Raw genomic sequence first — 13,340 nt, 5'->3', positions numbered from 1 at the left:
TAAAGAAAGGCGCAGATATCTGCGCCTTTTTTATGGAGTAACGACAATGAAAATACTGCAAATCGCCGTCGGGATCATTCGCAACCCACAGGGAGAAATCTTTATTACCCAGCGCGCAGCCGATGCGCATATGGCGAATAAGTGGGAGTTTCCTGGCGGTAAAATTGAAGAAGGCGAAACGCCGGAACAGGCCGTCGCTCGTGAGCTACATGAAGAGGTCGGCATTAACGCCGGTTCGACCACGCTGTTCGACAAACTGGAATATCACTTCCCGGATCGTCACATCACGCTCTGGTTTTATCTTGTTGAGCAGTGGGAAGGGGAGCCCTGGGGGAAAGAGGGACAACCTGGGCGCTGGATCCACCAGACTCAGCTGGTGGCAGATGAATTCCCGCCGGCCAATGAGCCGGTCATCTCAAAACTGGCGAACGCCTGATTAAGTCACGAGTGGCGGGTTTCCCCGCCACCGTACTATTTACTGCTGCTCTTCACTCCAGTCGTCACTGTCGGAAAGGTCTCCCGCGCTCGGGATGCGTTTTTCCTCTGCGGCCCATTCACCCAGGTCTATAAGCTGGCAGCGTTTTGAACAGAACGGACGAAACGGGCTGGTTTCGTTCCATATCACGCTTTTGCCGCAGGTCGGGCAATTAACACGGGTTGCGTCTGACATCATCTCTCCTTAACAACACGCCAGTTCGAAATCCAGACGTTCCGGAACGATGCCATTCTCGCTGTCGAGTGGCAGGAAGCGGATCGCAAAACGACTTTTATGCCCCGAAATTTGTGGGAATAACTGGCTGTCTAAATCCAGGTGCAGGCGAAGCAGGTCGGCATCTTCGCCGTTACCCTGGTAAAAACCATTCAGGCTGGTTTGCTTACGGAACGGGGCTGAATTACGGATCAAATCCAGAATCAGCGACAACGTATGGTTGAGCGGCGTCAGGCTGGACAGCCAGATATCTACCTGCTCGTCGCGTTGAGCCTGCGGCAAATGCAGCCAGACATGCAGAGTGGGTAAATCAAAGCTGCAGCAACCGCTAGGTATGCTCAGGCGCTGGCGTACCAGGCCAATTAAGCGGTCTTCGCGCAGAAGCTGGCCAATGCGAGGTGCCGCCATCAGCATGCTGCTGGTCTCTTTTAACTGCTGGCGAATAGCGTCGAAACGTCCCTGATCAACGCCAGGCACTTCGGCCCAGGCTTTCAATTTACGCTGCTGGCGTTCCAGCTCTTTAAGCAATTCGGTGCGCGTATCGCCGCGCTCGAAAATATCCAGCAGCTCACCGGCATTGCGGAAGAAATGCAGAGCATCTGCATGATCGCCAAGGGGAAGTCGGGCGGTCAGCTGCTGGAGCAGGAATTCAATACGCAGCCAGGTGCGCATCTTTTCATTGAGCGGGTGTTCAAATAGGACGTGGGTCTGCATTAAGGATTTTCCTGTGATACTGCCTGCGATGCGTAGCTCAGATAAACGGCATGCAGGCGGGCAACATCCGATGCAATTGCATCTGGTGCGCCATTATTGTCAATAACATCATCCGCAACGGCCAGGCGTGCTTCGCGTGTCGCTTGCGCCGCCAGAATATGCTCAGCATTTTCGCGGCTTACGCCGTCACGCTGCATCGTTCGCAAAATCTGTGTCTCCGGAGAGACGTCAATAACCAATACCCGATCGGCTTTACTCTGCAATTGGTTTTCAACCAATAAAGGAACAACCCACAACACATAGGGTGAGGTAGCCCCGGCGATTTGCCGCTGGGTTTGCTGATGTATTAATGGATGCAGCAAACCATTGAGCCAGATTTTCTCGGCTGGAGATGCAAAAATACGTTCGCGTAATAAGCGACGATTCAGTGCCCCCTCAGGTGTGAGGATGTCTGAACCAAAATGTTCCGCGATGGTATGCAATGCAGGAGATCCCGGCTCCACAACCTGACGGGCAATAATATCCGCATCGACAATATCAACACCAAAACGGGCGAATGCATCTGCGACCGTGCTTTTGCCGCTACCAATACCTCCGGTTAAAGCGACCGTATACCCCATAGCGCCTGATCTCAAAAAGTCGGTAAGAAAAAATCATAACCCACACGTTTTCAATTTTGCCCGTTTGCTTTTGCTAACGTCTTCAGTAAGCGAAACGCGTAAAAATGAGTATGCATTTATAAGTTGAATCAATAGGTTGTAATTTGAGCAAGAATAACTTACGTAAATGCGGCTAATCTTGCCCTTTCACCAAGTAAATTTATAGGATTGTAGCGTAAAAAAAGAGAATTTCGCAGTCTTGCGGAGTCCTGATTAGTGCGTATGATAGCTTCACTGGAGTTGTGTGTTTGCAAGTCTGCGTTGTTCGCCATTAACCCCAGGAATCCGCACATGCGTATTGAAGAAGATCTGAAATTAGGCTTTAAAGACGTTCTTATCCGCCCTAAACGCTCTACCCTCAAAAGCCGTTCCGATGTTGAGCTGGAACGCGAGTTTACCTTTAAGCATTCAGGACAGGCCTGGTCTGGCGTACCGGTAATTGCTGCCAATATGGACACCGTTGGTACTTTTGCCATGGCGAAAGCGCTGGCTTCGTTTGATATTCTGACTGCGGTACATAAACATTATTCCGTTGAAGACTGGAAAGCATTTGTTCAGCGCGAATCTGACGATGTATTGCGCCACGTAATGGTCTCAACAGGCACCTCAGATGCCGACTTCGAAAAGACCAGACAAATTCTGGCGCTGCATTCCCAACTGAATTTCGTATGCATTGACGTTGCGAATGGTTATTCCGAGCACTTCGTGCAGTTCGTGTCGAAAGCACGCGAAGCCTGGCCGAACAAAACGATCTGCGCAGGCAACGTCGTGACCGGCGAAATGTGTGAAGAGCTGATTCTCTCCGGCGCGGATATCGTGAAAGTCGGTATCGGTCCTGGGTCAGTATGCACCACCCGTGTTAAAACCGGTGTTGGTTATCCACAGCTGTCTGCCGTTATTGAATGTGCCGACGCGGCGCATGGTCTGGGTGGACAAATCGTCAGCGATGGTGGCTGCACTGTGCCTGGCGACGTGGCGAAAGCCTTCGGCGGTGGCGCAGACTTCGTTATGCTTGGCGGTATGTTGGCAGGGCACGAAGAGAGCGGCGGTACTGTCGTTGAAGAGAATGGCGAAAAATTCATGCTGTTCTACGGGATGAGTTCTGAGTCGGCAATGACCCGTCACGTTGGTGGCGTGGCGCAGTACCGTGCTGCAGAAGGCAAAACCGTTAAGCTGACGCTTCGCGGGCCGGTCGAAAACACCGCGCGTGACATTCTCGGTGGCTTGCGTTCAGCCTGTACTTATGTCGGTGCATCTCGCCTGAAAGAGTTGACCAAACGCACGACCTTTATCCGCGTGCAGGAACAAGAAAACCGCGTGTTCAATAGCCTCTAATCGGTTTGCAGGCGCAGTTCGCTGCGCCTATTTTATCCCACGCCACTCATGGCATCCCCCAGATGGAAAATCGGCAGGTACATAGCAACGATCAGCGTGCCGACAATAATGCCCGTTACGACTAGCAGTAAAGGTTCAAGCATCGACGCCAGTCCGTCGGCCTGATGCTGCGTGCGTTCGCTGTGATGGTTCGCCAGGTTGAGTAACATGTTGTCCAGCGCACCCGACGCTTCCCCCGTACTGACCAGCTGAATACATAACGGCGTAAAAATCCCTCTGGCGCTGAGTGCGGCTGAAATCGGCTGGCCCTGCGTAATGTCCTGATGTATCGCCTCAACAATGTCCCGCCACCACGGGCACGTCAGCGTTTCTTTCACACTTTCCAGCCCTTGTAAGAAGGTGATCCCCGCGCGCTGCGTCAGCGATAATACGGTAAAAATTTGGCTGAGTTTCTGCCCAAGCACAAGCGGCCCCATCAATGGACACGCGAGCAGGATACGCTGCTGATAACGCAGCCAGCCCGGATGTTTCTGCAAGCGGCCAAGCAGAAGAGCAAGACCCAGACAACCGATGATTAACGGGATGCTGCCCTGTTGCAGGATATCCGCACACGCAAGCACCCCACGCGTGAGCGCAGGCAATGGCGTATTAAATGTCTGGTAAATGGTGGCGAATTCCGGGAGCACGAAGTAGATCATTGCCAGCACCAAGATGAATGCCAGCATCAGGACGATAAGCGGATAGCGCAGCGCTTTTTTCACTTTCCGCGCCAGGGCAAGCTGCGTTTTTTGCTGACTGGCGAGCTTAAAGCAGCACTCATCGAGTTTCCCCGTGAGCTCGCCGGTCCGTATCATCGCCAGGTAAAGTGGCGGGAAGACTTCGGGCCAGCGCGATAGCGCACCAGAGAATGTCTCACCCTGCGCCAGATTTTCCGCCAGTGTGTGTAATAGCGCCTGCCATTGAGCTGAAGGCAGCTGTTTTGCCAGTAGTTGCAGGCCATCAGGCAGCGTCAGCCCTGCCTGCAGCAATGTGGCAAGCTGGTGAATGATTTCGCTACTGTGTTCGCCGCGCCACTGAGCCTGACGTACCGGACGACGTCGAAGCGAGAGTGGGTGAATGCACCGTTGTTGCAAAGTGAACAGCACCTCGCTGCGCCGTTCTGCCCAGTGAATGCCCTCGTGCTGTTCACCGTTATCGTCCAGTCCGGACCATTGCCAGAGGTGCTTAGTCGCCATCAGGCATACCCAAAACGCGGACCAGTTCTTCGAAGGTGGTAAGCCCTTTTTCTACCGCCAGGCAGCCGTTTTGAAACAGTGTCGTCATACCCGCTGCCCGAGATTGCCTTTCAATGTCACTGGCCGGGAGCCCACTGGCAATCGTCTGGCGGAGTTCACTGTCTATTTCCAGGACTTCAAACAGCGCCATCCGTCCGTAAAAACCGTGATAACAGCGTTCACAGCCGTCCGATATCCAGCGCGGTAGCGGTCGCGGCCAGAGCGCAGCCGGAAGGTTAACGTCCTCTTGCTCCCGACGGTGACAATAGGGGCACAGTTTGCGTACCAGTCGCTGTGCAACCACCAAAGAGAGCGCAGAGGAGATCATCCAGCGGGCGACGCCCATTTGCTGGATACGCACCAGAGTTTCGGTTGTCGAGTTCGTATGAAGCGTCGACAGGACAAGATGCCCGGTTTGCGCGGCTTTGATTGCGATTTCCGCCGTTTCACCGTCGCGTATCTCGCCGACCATAATGACATCCGGATCCTGGCGTAAAAAAGCCCGCAACACGTTCTGGAACGTCAGTCCGGCGCGCGGGTTAATTTGTGTCTGATTGAGACCGTTGAGCGGGATCTCCACCGGATCTTCCACGCTGCAAATATTGACCTCCGGCTTATTGCGAGCCTGCAACGCGCTGTACAGGGTAACGGTTTTCCCGCTACCCGTCGGTCCGGTGACCAGCAGCAGCCCCTGGGGCTTGTTCAGCGCCTCCTGGAATTGCGCCAGTTGGGGTTGAGTCATCCCAAGCTGGTGGAGATCGAGCGCCTGGTTGACCTGATGCAGCAACCTCAGCACCACTTTCTCACCATGCCGGCAGGGCAACGTGGCGATGCGAAAAGAGACCTCTTGTCCGTTAAGCGTGATACTAAACTGCCCGTCTTGCGGCAACCTGCGCTCCGCAATATCCAGATTTCCCAATACTTTCAGGCGCGCGGTCAGCGTGTTGGCGAGCGTGCCGGAAACCAGAGGCAGGGCATGCAGCACACCGTCAACGCGTAACCGGATACGGTAGGCATGTTCGGAGGGTTCAAAATGGATGTCGGATGCCCTCTGGTTCAGGGCCTGCTGTAGCGTCTGGTCAAGCAATTCGACCGCTGAACCTGGATCCTCCGCAGGAACAATGGGATGTACTTCGGCGGATTGCTGGTGATGGCTGTCCATCTGTTCCTGCGTCCAGCACTCGATATCGAGCCGTTTTTGCGTGGCGAAGCGTAAGGCTTCCAGCAACTCTGCTGAAGGATTGCCCACAACGGCAATGGTGAGCATCTTTTCGTCGCTGTTAAGCAGGCATGCATGGTGGCGTTTGCACAGCGTAGTGAGTTTATCCTGGCGCATGGGCTGTCCTTAGTTGTTGTTTCCACGGAAGACATCTTCACACGCCTGTTTCAACGTGCCGCTATCGGCCACGGTGCAGTTACGCGTCCAGCCTGACATTCCGCTGCTGGTATTCCATTGCGGCGTCATGACCACGCTCAGGCCATTTAAACTTTCCTGCCCGGTTAATGTAATAACCCCTTTGCTGATGGTCATCGCCGAAACATAGCGGGTGGTGGCAGGGGAAGGGATGCCGTTAGTACCGCCGTCGCAACCGGTGACACCGCCATGATCCAGCGCGCACAGTTCAACGGCTGTGCGGTAAGGGACAAAGGTTTGCAGCATGTCGGTGAGTGCGGCTTTGCGCAGGTAGTTTTGATACGCCGGAATACCGATCGCGCTCAAAATGGCAATAATGCCAATGACCACCATCAGCTCGATAAGGGTAAAGCCTCGTTGCTTGTTCATAGTTCGCTCCTTGAGTTAGCTGGCGCTACTCTGGCAAAGATAAGGAGTGGTCTACGAGAGGCGAAAAACGAAACGGGAATCAGACTCCAGAGGATATTGAGCTGATTGCAGTATTGAACAACAGGTTTGCGAGGATTTACGAAGAACGTTGCAAAAGGTGGCGTAACGACTTTACCTGACTGACAAAAGAGAGGAAGAATGTAGCCCGACAGGCAAATACCATCGGGCTATGGGGTATCAGCGAAAACGCATCGACAGGTCCAGCGCGCGGATATGCTTGGTCAACGCACCGACGGAGATGAAATCGACGCCCGTTTCGGCGAATTCACGGATAGTCTCGAAGGTGACGTTGCCGGAGACTTCAAGACGCGCCTGGCCATTGGTGCGTTTTACCGCTTCGCGCATCATCGGCGTATCGAAGTTGTCCAGCATGATGATATCGGCACCGGCTTTCAGCGCATCATCCAGCTCTTCCAGCGTTTCCACTTCGACTTCAACTGGAACGTCAGGATGCAGCCAGAAAGCTTTTTCTACGGCCTGGCGTACGGAACCGGCGGCAATGATATGGTTTTCTTTAATCAGGAACGCGTCGGACAGTCCCAGACGGTGGTTCGCGCCGCCACCGCACAGTACTGCATATTTCAGTGCGGTTCGCAGGCCCGGCAGAGTTTTACGCGTATCGAGCAACTGCGTTTTGGTTCCGTCCAGCAAGGCGACATAGCGACGAACTTCACTGGCAACACCGGACAGCGTTTGCACGAAGTTAAGCGCCGTACGTTCCCCGGTCAGCAGCACGCGGGAAGGGCCCTCCAATTCAAACAACGGCTGGTTTGGCGTGACCATATCGCCATCGGCAACATGCCAGATGACGTGCACATCGTCACCAGCCAGCTGAATAAAGACCTCTTCGACCCAGCGTTTGCCGCAGAATACGCCGTCTTCGCGGGTGATGATCACCGCGTGGGAACGGTTATCCGGCGGCAACAATTGCGCGGTAATATCGTTATTTGCATCCACTTCGCCACCCAGATCTTCGCGCAGGGCCTGCGCGACGGCAGCGGGGATGTCCAGTTCAATGCGTTGCAAAAGCGCGTCACGTCGAAGATCGGGGTTGTAACGGCGAGGCGGCATGATAAAACTCCAAAAAGGGTAACGAATCAGAAAGTTAGACAGTGTCCTGTCATTGCACGTTTCGTCAACATACAATGACCGGACAGCGTCTGAACATGCTACTCTAGAGCGTGTTTGAGCACCATAATTAAGGAGATCCTGCATGCAGTTAAATGAGGGCTGGCTGGCGGATGCGCGGCGCGTACCTTCTCCGCATTTCGATTGCCGCCCGGATGATGAAACGCCTTCGTTGCTTGTGGTCCACAATATCAGCCTGCCACCCGGCGAATTTGGCGGACCGTGGATCGATGCGCTGTTTACTGGCACGCTGGATCCTGATGCCCATCCTTTTTTTGCTGAGATCGTCCATCTGCGCGTCTCAGCTCATTGTCTGATACGTCGCGACGGCGAAGTCGTTCAGTATGTTCCGTTTGATAAGCGTGCCTGGCATGCTGGGGTGTCGCGTTATCAGGGGCGGGAACGTTGCAATGATTTTTCCATCGGTATTGAGCTGGAAGGCACCGACAATCAGCCCTACACCGATGCCCAGTACCAACAACTGGCGAACGTTACCCACACGCTGATCGCGTTATATCCCACGATTGCCAACAACATGACCGGACACAGCGATATTGCCCCTGAGCGCAAAACCGATCCCGGCCCGGCGTTTGACTGGGCAAGATTTCGCGGGCTGGTGGCGGGAGAGTCAGATAAGGAGATGCCATGACACTGTTTACCATGCTGCTGGTGCTAATTGCCGAGCGGCTCTTTAAACTCGGAGAACACTGGCAACTGGATCATCGCCTGGAAGTGCTGTTCCGCCGGGTCAAACACTACTCTATGCTGCGAACGCTCCTGATGGCGTTGCTCACCATGCTGGTGACCTTCCTGATTCTGCGGGCGTTGAGCGGGGTATTTTTCAATGTGCCGCTGCTGGTGGTGTGGATCTTGCTCGGGCTTTTGTGTATCGGCGCAGGCAAAGTGCGTCTGCATTACCATGCCTACCTCAAAGCGGCGGCGCGCAATGACAGCCATGCCCACAGTGCGATGGCGAATGAGCTGACGTTGATCCATGGCGTGCCACCGGGTTGTAACGAATGTGAGTATCTGCGTGAACTGCAAAATGCGCTTTTGTGGATCAATTTTCGCTATTATCTGGCACCGTTGTTCTGGTTTATCGTCGGCGGGATATGGGGGCCAGTAACGCTGGCAGGCTACGGCTTTTTACGCGCATGGCAGTCGTGGCTGGCGCGCTATCAGACCCCGAATGAGCGTCAGCAGTCAGGCATTGATGCCATTTTGCACGTGCTCGACTGGATTCCGGCGCGTCTGGCGGGCGTAGTCTATGCGTTAATCGGCCATGGCGAGAAAGCGCTGCCGGCCTGGTTTGCCTCGCTGAGTGACAGACACTCATCGCAATATCATGTGCTGACGCGTCTCGCTCAGTTCTCGCTGGCCCGGGAGCCGCATATGGATAAAGTTGAGACGCCGAAAGCCGCCGTCTCAATGGCTAAAAAGACCTCGTTCGTGATGGTGGTGGTGGTCGCGCTGTTAACGATTTACGGCACGCTGATGTAACCGCGTGCCGTTATACTTACAGCGTATCTGCAGGCGGGATGCCGAAGTCTGGCATCCCATTTTCTTGCCAGCGAACAAGCTTGAGGCGAGTGTGGCGGTTTGGATCGTAAAGCGGATCGCCTTCAATCTCCGTATAGTTTCGCGCATGGTAGACCAGCACATCTTCGCCGTCTGTGGTTTGGGTAAAACTATTATGACCGGGGCCATATTGCCGGTTCTCGTAGCTGGTTCGGAACACCGGCTGCGGTGATTTATGCCAGTTGGCGGCAGTGAGTGGGTCGGCATCGATATCTATCCACAGCAGACCCATGCAGTAGTTCTCGTCCGTGGCGCTGGCTGAATAGCTGATAAACAGCCTGTTGCCGTGAAACAGCACCGCCGGGCCTTCGTTGACCAGAAAGCCCCGACACTCCCAGTCAAATTCGGGTTTACTCAACATGACGGGCTCGCCCTTGAGCGTCCAGGGATTCTCCATCTCCGCCAGGTAGAGGTTTGAGTTGCCTGCAATATACGGGGATTTCTGTGCCCACAGATACCAGCGTTTTCCCTGATGAACGAAGGTGGTGGCGTCGAGTGCGAAGGTGTCGAAAGGCGTTTTGACCTGGCCTTTTTCGACCCACTTCCCGCTGAGGGGATCGGCATCGGCACACTCCAGCACGAACATCCGATGCTGGAACATGTTTAGCGCATCCAGCGCCTTCGTCCAGGTCGCGGCAAAGTAGAGATACCATTTCCCGTCAATATGGTGCAGCTCCGGCGCCCAGATAAGCTCACTCATCGGCCCGGTTTCGGGCTTACGCCAGACGGTGACGCCTTTCGCATCGCGCAGACCCGCAAGGGAATTAGCACGGCGGAGTTCCAGCCGGTCATACTCAGGTACCGAGGCGACGAAATAGTAGATTCCCTGGTGATGGAGAATGTACGGGTCGGCGCGCTGTTCAATAAACGGATTCGGCCAGTCCATTATGCTTTCCTTACGTGTTCACCCGCAGGTACGGCCTGGGTGTCACTCAATTCATGGTAATTGACACGACGTTTTTCCAGATCTGCCTGAATGGTTTTCATCAGCTCGCGATCCACTTTCAGCAGGCGAACGACGCCAGCCGTAATCAGATATCCCACGCCCGGAATAATCGTGAACAACAGCATAATGCCGTTGATAGCGCTGGCGCTCTGCGCTTTAGCACCGGCGTCATAACCGTACCAGGAGAGGAGGAAGCCTACCATTGCACCCGCGACCGCCAGCCCCACTTTCAGGAAGAACAGGTTACCGGAGAAACTGATGCCGGTGATGCGCTTGCCGGTTTTCCACTCGCCGTAGTCGTCCACGTCCGCCATCAGCGACCAGTGCAGCGGGGAAGGGATCTGGTGCAGGATATTGAGCAGGAAGTAGAGCACCACAATCGTCATGGTGGCTTTCGGATCGAAGAAGTAGAAGGCGCAGGAGAAAATCGCCAGCGCGATATTGGTCCAGAAGAAGACTTTTAGTTTGCACCAGCGGTCGGTCAGGACTTTTGCCAGCATACTGCCGATCATCATGCCAACGACGCCGAGGCTAATAAAGATGGTAGCGAAATGGGTACTTTCCCCCATCACCCAGGTTACGTAATACATGGTGGCCGCCATGCGGATAAAGCCCGGGCAGACGTTACACAGTGTTATACCCAAGTAACTTCAATATGCAGGATGGTAGTGCTTAAACAACCTATCCCTACGATTGACTTGGGTTCACTGGCTCCTGCAACTCGAAGTATTCTGGGTATAGCAGTAAAATGCGCACCCACTGGTCGTTCTTCCAGACATCCTTCATGTCTTTCTTCATGTCATCATTGGTTGGCACCGCCGGGCGAATACGCTCGCGAACCGTGGCAAAGCAGAACAGGAACATGCACATGCCGATAAACGCCAGTACCGTCATCGCCATCTGATAGCCTTTGGCTTTGTCTTCACCGCCGAACCACTCGGCCATTGGCAGTAACGTCAGCGACAGCAGAAGAGTGGCAATCCCGACCATCACGAAACGGTAGGACTGACAGGCGACACGTTCTTTTGGATCGTTAGTAATAACGCCACCCAGCGAGCAGTAGGGAATGTTGATGGCTGTGTAGGTCAGCGAGAGCAGGAAGTAGGTAATGAAGGCATAGATAACTTTGCTATTGTAGGTCCAGTCCGGCGTGGTGAACATCAGCACGCTGAATACGGCATAGGGTAAGGCTATCCACAACAGCCATGGACGAAAGCGCCCGTACTTGCTTTGAGTGCGGTCGGCAATCGCGCCCATGATCGGGTCGGTGACGGCGTCTATCACGCGAATCGAAAGCAATAGCACGCCCACCAGAGCAGGCGCCAGACCAAAAATATCCGTATAAAAGTAGTTAACAAACAGCATGATGGCGCCAAAGATGATGTTGCATCCGGCGTCGCCCATGCCATAGCCGATTTTCTCTTTAACAGACAGTTTACTGTTGTCCATTGGCGATACTCCCAGTGAGTTGTGGGAATAATTATTCGCCTGCTACACATAATTTGCGTTACAGGATGTGGGCAGAGACATGGACAAATTGGCTATGTAAAGGAAAGTGTGAGGAAGTTAACATCAGAGTAACAACCCTCTCCCGGGCGGGAGAGGGAGGGAGAGGCAACTCAGGCTTTCACCGGTTTCGCGCTTTTCTGTTTGAACATGTAGCCGACACCCAGGATGACCAGCCATACCGGGATCAGGTACACGGAGATCGCCATACCGTCAGTCATCAGCATAATGACCAGCACAGCGGCCATGAAGACCAGGCAGATCCAGTTACCCAGCGGATAGAACAGTGCCGGGAAACGCGGTGTTACGCCTTGCTGTTGTTTTGCCTTGCGGAACTTCATATGCGCCAGGCTAATCATCGCCCAGTTGATGACCAGTGCGGAGACCACCAGTGCCATCAGCAGACCAAACGCAGACGCCGGTGCGAAATAGTTAATGACGACACACAGTGCGGTAACCAGCGCCGAAACCAGAATGGTGTTAACCGGCACACCGCGTTTGTCCACCGAGAGCAGCGCTTTTGGTGCGTTGCCCTGCTGAGCCAGACCGAACAGCATACGGCTGTTGCAGTATACGCAGCTGTTGTACACCGACAGTGCGGCAGTCAGTACCACGACGTTCAGTGCATTCGCTACGAACGTATCGCCGAGTTCATGGAAAATCAGGACGAACGGGCTGGTATCAGCGGTAACGCGTGTCCACGGCAGCAGTGACAGCAGCACGGCCAGTGAACCCACATAGAAAATCAGGATGCGGTAAATAACCTGGTTAGTGGCTTTCGGAATGCTCAGCTCCGGGTTATCCGCTTCTGCTGCCGTAATCCCTACCAGCTCAAGGCCACCGAAGGAGAACATGATGATAGCCATCATCATTACCAGGCCCGAGATACCGTGTGGCAAGAACCCGCCTTGTTCCCACAGGTTACGCACGGTCGCCTGCGGGCCTGCACTGCCACTGAACAGCAGCCAGCCGCCGAACAGGATCATCGCCACAACGGCAACCACTTTGATAATGGCGAACCAGAACTCCATTTCCCCAAACACTTTTACGTTGGTCAGGTTAATGGCGTTGATAGCAATAAAGAAGACGGCTGCGGATACCCAGGTTGGGATTTCTGGCCACCAGAACTGGATATATTTACCGACGGCGGTCAGTTCCGCCATCGCAACCAGCACGTACAGCACCCAGTAGTTCCAGCCGGAGGCGAAGCCTGCGAAGTTACCCCAGTATTTGTACGCAAAGTGGCTGAATGAGCCTGCGACAGGCTCTTCAACGACCATTTCGCCCAGCTGACGCATAATCAGAAAGGCAATGAAACCTGCAATGGCATAACCCAGAATAATGCCTGGCCCTGCGGAATTGATGACTGAAGCGCTGCCCAGAAACAGGCCAGTCCCGATAGCGCCGCCCAGCGCGATAAGCTGAATATGGCGGTTCTTAAGGCCGCGCTTAAGCTGATCGCCGTGCTGTTGACCTTCCATCATGAAACCTCGTGTGTGGTTATTATGTCTACGCTGTTGTCTGCGTGTAAGCGAGAAATTCCATTTATTGTATTTTTTTTATTTACGAAATGCTGACGTGAATTTGCACCCATCCCTTTCGTGAAGCTCAGAATAGTGGTAAGCGCAGGCGTTTGCACCTGCTTTGT

General features: G+C 54.1%; 13 protein-coding genes and 1 pseudogene. 4 read left to right on the top strand and 10 right to left on the bottom strand.

All coding sequences use genetic code 11. The annotated features are described in order from the left end of the window. Nucleotides 1-46 precede the first annotated feature (46 nt). Nucleotides 47-436, top strand: coding sequence for an 8-oxo-dGTP diphosphatase MutT (gene mutT, locus ACSZPU_RS02055; protein WP_498994956.1), 390 nt, complete (start codon nucleotides 47-49; stop codon nucleotides 434-436). A gap of 39 nt (nucleotides 437-475) precedes the next feature. Here the strand turns inward: mutT and yacG are convergent, their stop codons facing one another. Genes yacG through coaE form a run of 3 tightly spaced genes read right to left on the bottom strand, consistent with a single transcriptional unit; the run spans nucleotide 476 to nucleotide 2,043 of the window. Continuing rightward, nucleotides 476-670: a DNA gyrase inhibitor YacG gene (yacG, locus tag ACSZPU_RS02050; protein WP_498994999.1), complete on the bottom strand. Its 195-nt coding sequence runs from the start codon at nucleotides 668-670 to the stop codon at nucleotides 476-478. A 9-nt stretch (nucleotides 671-679) separates the two neighbouring features. Further along, nucleotides 680-1,423: a cell division protein ZapD gene (gene zapD, locus ACSZPU_RS02045; RefSeq protein ID WP_498994954.1), complete on the bottom strand. Its 744-nt coding sequence runs from the start codon at nucleotides 1,421-1,423 to the stop codon at nucleotides 680-682. Beyond that, nucleotides 1,423-2,043, bottom strand: coding sequence for a dephospho-CoA kinase (gene coaE, locus ACSZPU_RS02040; RefSeq protein WP_498994951.1), 621 nt, complete (start codon nucleotides 2,041-2,043; stop codon nucleotides 1,423-1,425). Before coaE ends, zapD begins: the two co-directional genes overlap by 1 nt. Nucleotides 2,044-2,373: 330 nt before the next feature. On the opposite strand from coaE, the gene ACSZPU_RS02035 reads away from it, so the two are divergent. Then, a complete protein-coding gene (locus ACSZPU_RS02035) occupies nucleotides 2,374-3,417 on the top strand; it encodes a GMP reductase (protein ID WP_498994950.1) in 1,044 nt (347 codons plus the stop codon). Nucleotides 3,418-3,449: 32 nt separating this feature from the next. Here the strand turns inward: ACSZPU_RS02035 and hofC are convergent, their stop codons facing one another. The 4 genes from hofC to nadC all read right to left on the bottom strand — a co-directional run bounded on the left by hofC (nucleotide 3,450) and on the right by nadC (nucleotide 7,605). Beyond that, nucleotides 3,450-4,652, bottom strand: coding sequence for a protein transport protein HofC (hofC, locus tag ACSZPU_RS02030; RefSeq protein ID WP_498994948.1), 1,203 nt, complete (start codon nucleotides 4,650-4,652; stop codon nucleotides 3,450-3,452). Next, complete coding sequence (gspE, locus tag ACSZPU_RS02025; protein ID WP_498994946.1) at nucleotides 4,642-6,027, bottom strand: type II secretion system protein GspE; 1,386 nt, start codon at nucleotides 6,025-6,027, stop codon at nucleotides 4,642-4,644. The genes hofC and gspE overlap by 11 nt, the downstream gene beginning before the upstream one ends. 9 nt (nucleotides 6,028-6,036) lie before the next feature. Beyond that, nucleotides 6,037-6,474, bottom strand: a complete 438-nt coding sequence (ppdD, locus tag ACSZPU_RS02020; RefSeq protein ID WP_498994944.1) for a prepilin peptidase-dependent pilin — start codon at nucleotides 6,472-6,474, stop codon at nucleotides 6,037-6,039. Nucleotides 6,475-6,711: 237 nt separating this feature from the next. Next, on the bottom strand, nucleotides 6,712-7,605 hold the full coding sequence (gene nadC, locus ACSZPU_RS02015; protein ID WP_498994941.1) for a carboxylating nicotinate-nucleotide diphosphorylase: 894 nt from the start codon (nucleotides 7,603-7,605) through the stop codon (nucleotides 6,712-6,714). A 142-nt stretch (nucleotides 7,606-7,747) separates the two neighbouring features. On the opposite strand from nadC, the gene ampD reads away from it, so the two are divergent. Beyond that, the gene (ampD, locus tag ACSZPU_RS02010) at nucleotides 7,748-8,311 is read left to right on the top strand and encodes a 1,6-anhydro-N-acetylmuramyl-L-alanine amidase AmpD (protein WP_498994939.1); all 564 of its coding nucleotides are present in this window, start codon (nucleotides 7,748-7,750) and stop codon (nucleotides 8,309-8,311) included. After that, nucleotides 8,308-9,162 carry a beta-lactamase regulator AmpE gene (gene ampE, locus ACSZPU_RS02005; RefSeq protein WP_498994937.1) on the top strand — a complete coding sequence of 285 codons (855 nt, stop codon included), beginning with the start codon at nucleotides 8,308-8,310 and terminating at the stop codon, nucleotides 9,160-9,162. Before ampD ends, ampE begins: the two co-directional genes overlap by 4 nt. 16 nt (nucleotides 9,163-9,178) lie before the next feature. Here the strand turns inward: ampE and ACSZPU_RS02000 are convergent, their stop codons facing one another. The 3 genes and pseudogenes from ACSZPU_RS02000 to aroP form a co-directional block, all read right to left on the bottom strand. Further along, nucleotides 9,179-10,129 (bottom strand): glycoside hydrolase family 43 protein, encoded by a 951-nt coding sequence (locus ACSZPU_RS02000; RefSeq protein WP_498994997.1) that lies wholly within the window; start codon nucleotides 10,127-10,129, stop codon nucleotides 9,179-9,181. Further along, nucleotides 10,126-11,635 (bottom strand): annotated as a pseudogene (locus ACSZPU_RS01995) (glycoside-pentoside-hexuronide (GPH):cation symporter). The gene ACSZPU_RS02000 and the pseudogene ACSZPU_RS01995 overlap by 4 nt, the downstream one beginning before the upstream one ends. Before the next feature lie 170 nt (nucleotides 11,636-11,805). Next, entirely contained in the window at nucleotides 11,806-13,176 is a 1,371-nt protein-coding gene (gene aroP / locus ACSZPU_RS01990) for an aromatic amino acid transporter AroP (protein WP_498994935.1), read from the bottom strand. Nucleotides 13,177-13,340: the final 164 nt, after the last annotated feature.

This window comes from Phytobacter sp. V69 (assembly GCF_965644215.1).
Taxonomy (GTDB): domain Bacteria; phylum Pseudomonadota; class Gammaproteobacteria; order Enterobacterales; family Enterobacteriaceae; genus Phytobacter.
This window is presented reverse-complemented; position numbering and strand designations above follow the sequence as displayed.

Coding starts and splice junctions, on each gene's coding strand:
- hofC (WP_498994948.1), bottom strand. CDS start 4,652: ATGGCGACTAAGCACCTCTGGCAATGGTCCGGACTGGACGATAACGGT.
- nadC (WP_498994941.1), bottom strand. CDS start 7,605: ATGCCGCCTCGCCGTTACAACCCCGATCTTCGACGTGACGCGCTTTTG.
- ppdD (WP_498994944.1), bottom strand. CDS start 6,474: ATGAACAAGCAACGAGGCTTTACCCTTATCGAGCTGATGGTGGTCATT.
- yacG (WP_498994999.1), bottom strand. CDS start 670: ATGTCAGACGCAACCCGTGTTAATTGCCCGACCTGCGGCAAAAGCGTG.
- zapD (WP_498994954.1), bottom strand. CDS start 1,423: ATGCAGACCCACGTCCTATTTGAACACCCGCTCAATGAAAAGATGCGC.
- mutT (WP_498994956.1), top strand. CDS start 47: ATGAAAATACTGCAAATCGCCGTCGGGATCATTCGCAACCCACAGGGA.
- ACSZPU_RS02035 (WP_498994950.1), top strand. CDS start 2,374: ATGCGTATTGAAGAAGATCTGAAATTAGGCTTTAAAGACGTTCTTATC.
- ampD (WP_498994939.1), top strand. CDS start 7,748: ATGCAGTTAAATGAGGGCTGGCTGGCGGATGCGCGGCGCGTACCTTCT.
- gspE (WP_498994946.1), bottom strand. CDS start 6,027: ATGCGCCAGGATAAACTCACTACGCTGTGCAAACGCCACCATGCATGC.
- ampE (WP_498994937.1), top strand. CDS start 8,308: ATGACACTGTTTACCATGCTGCTGGTGCTAATTGCCGAGCGGCTCTTT.
- aroP (WP_498994935.1), bottom strand. CDS start 13,176: ATGATGGAAGGTCAACAGCACGGCGATCAGCTTAAGCGCGGCCTTAAG.
- coaE (WP_498994951.1), bottom strand. CDS start 2,043: ATGGGGTATACGGTCGCTTTAACCGGAGGTATTGGTAGCGGCAAAAGC.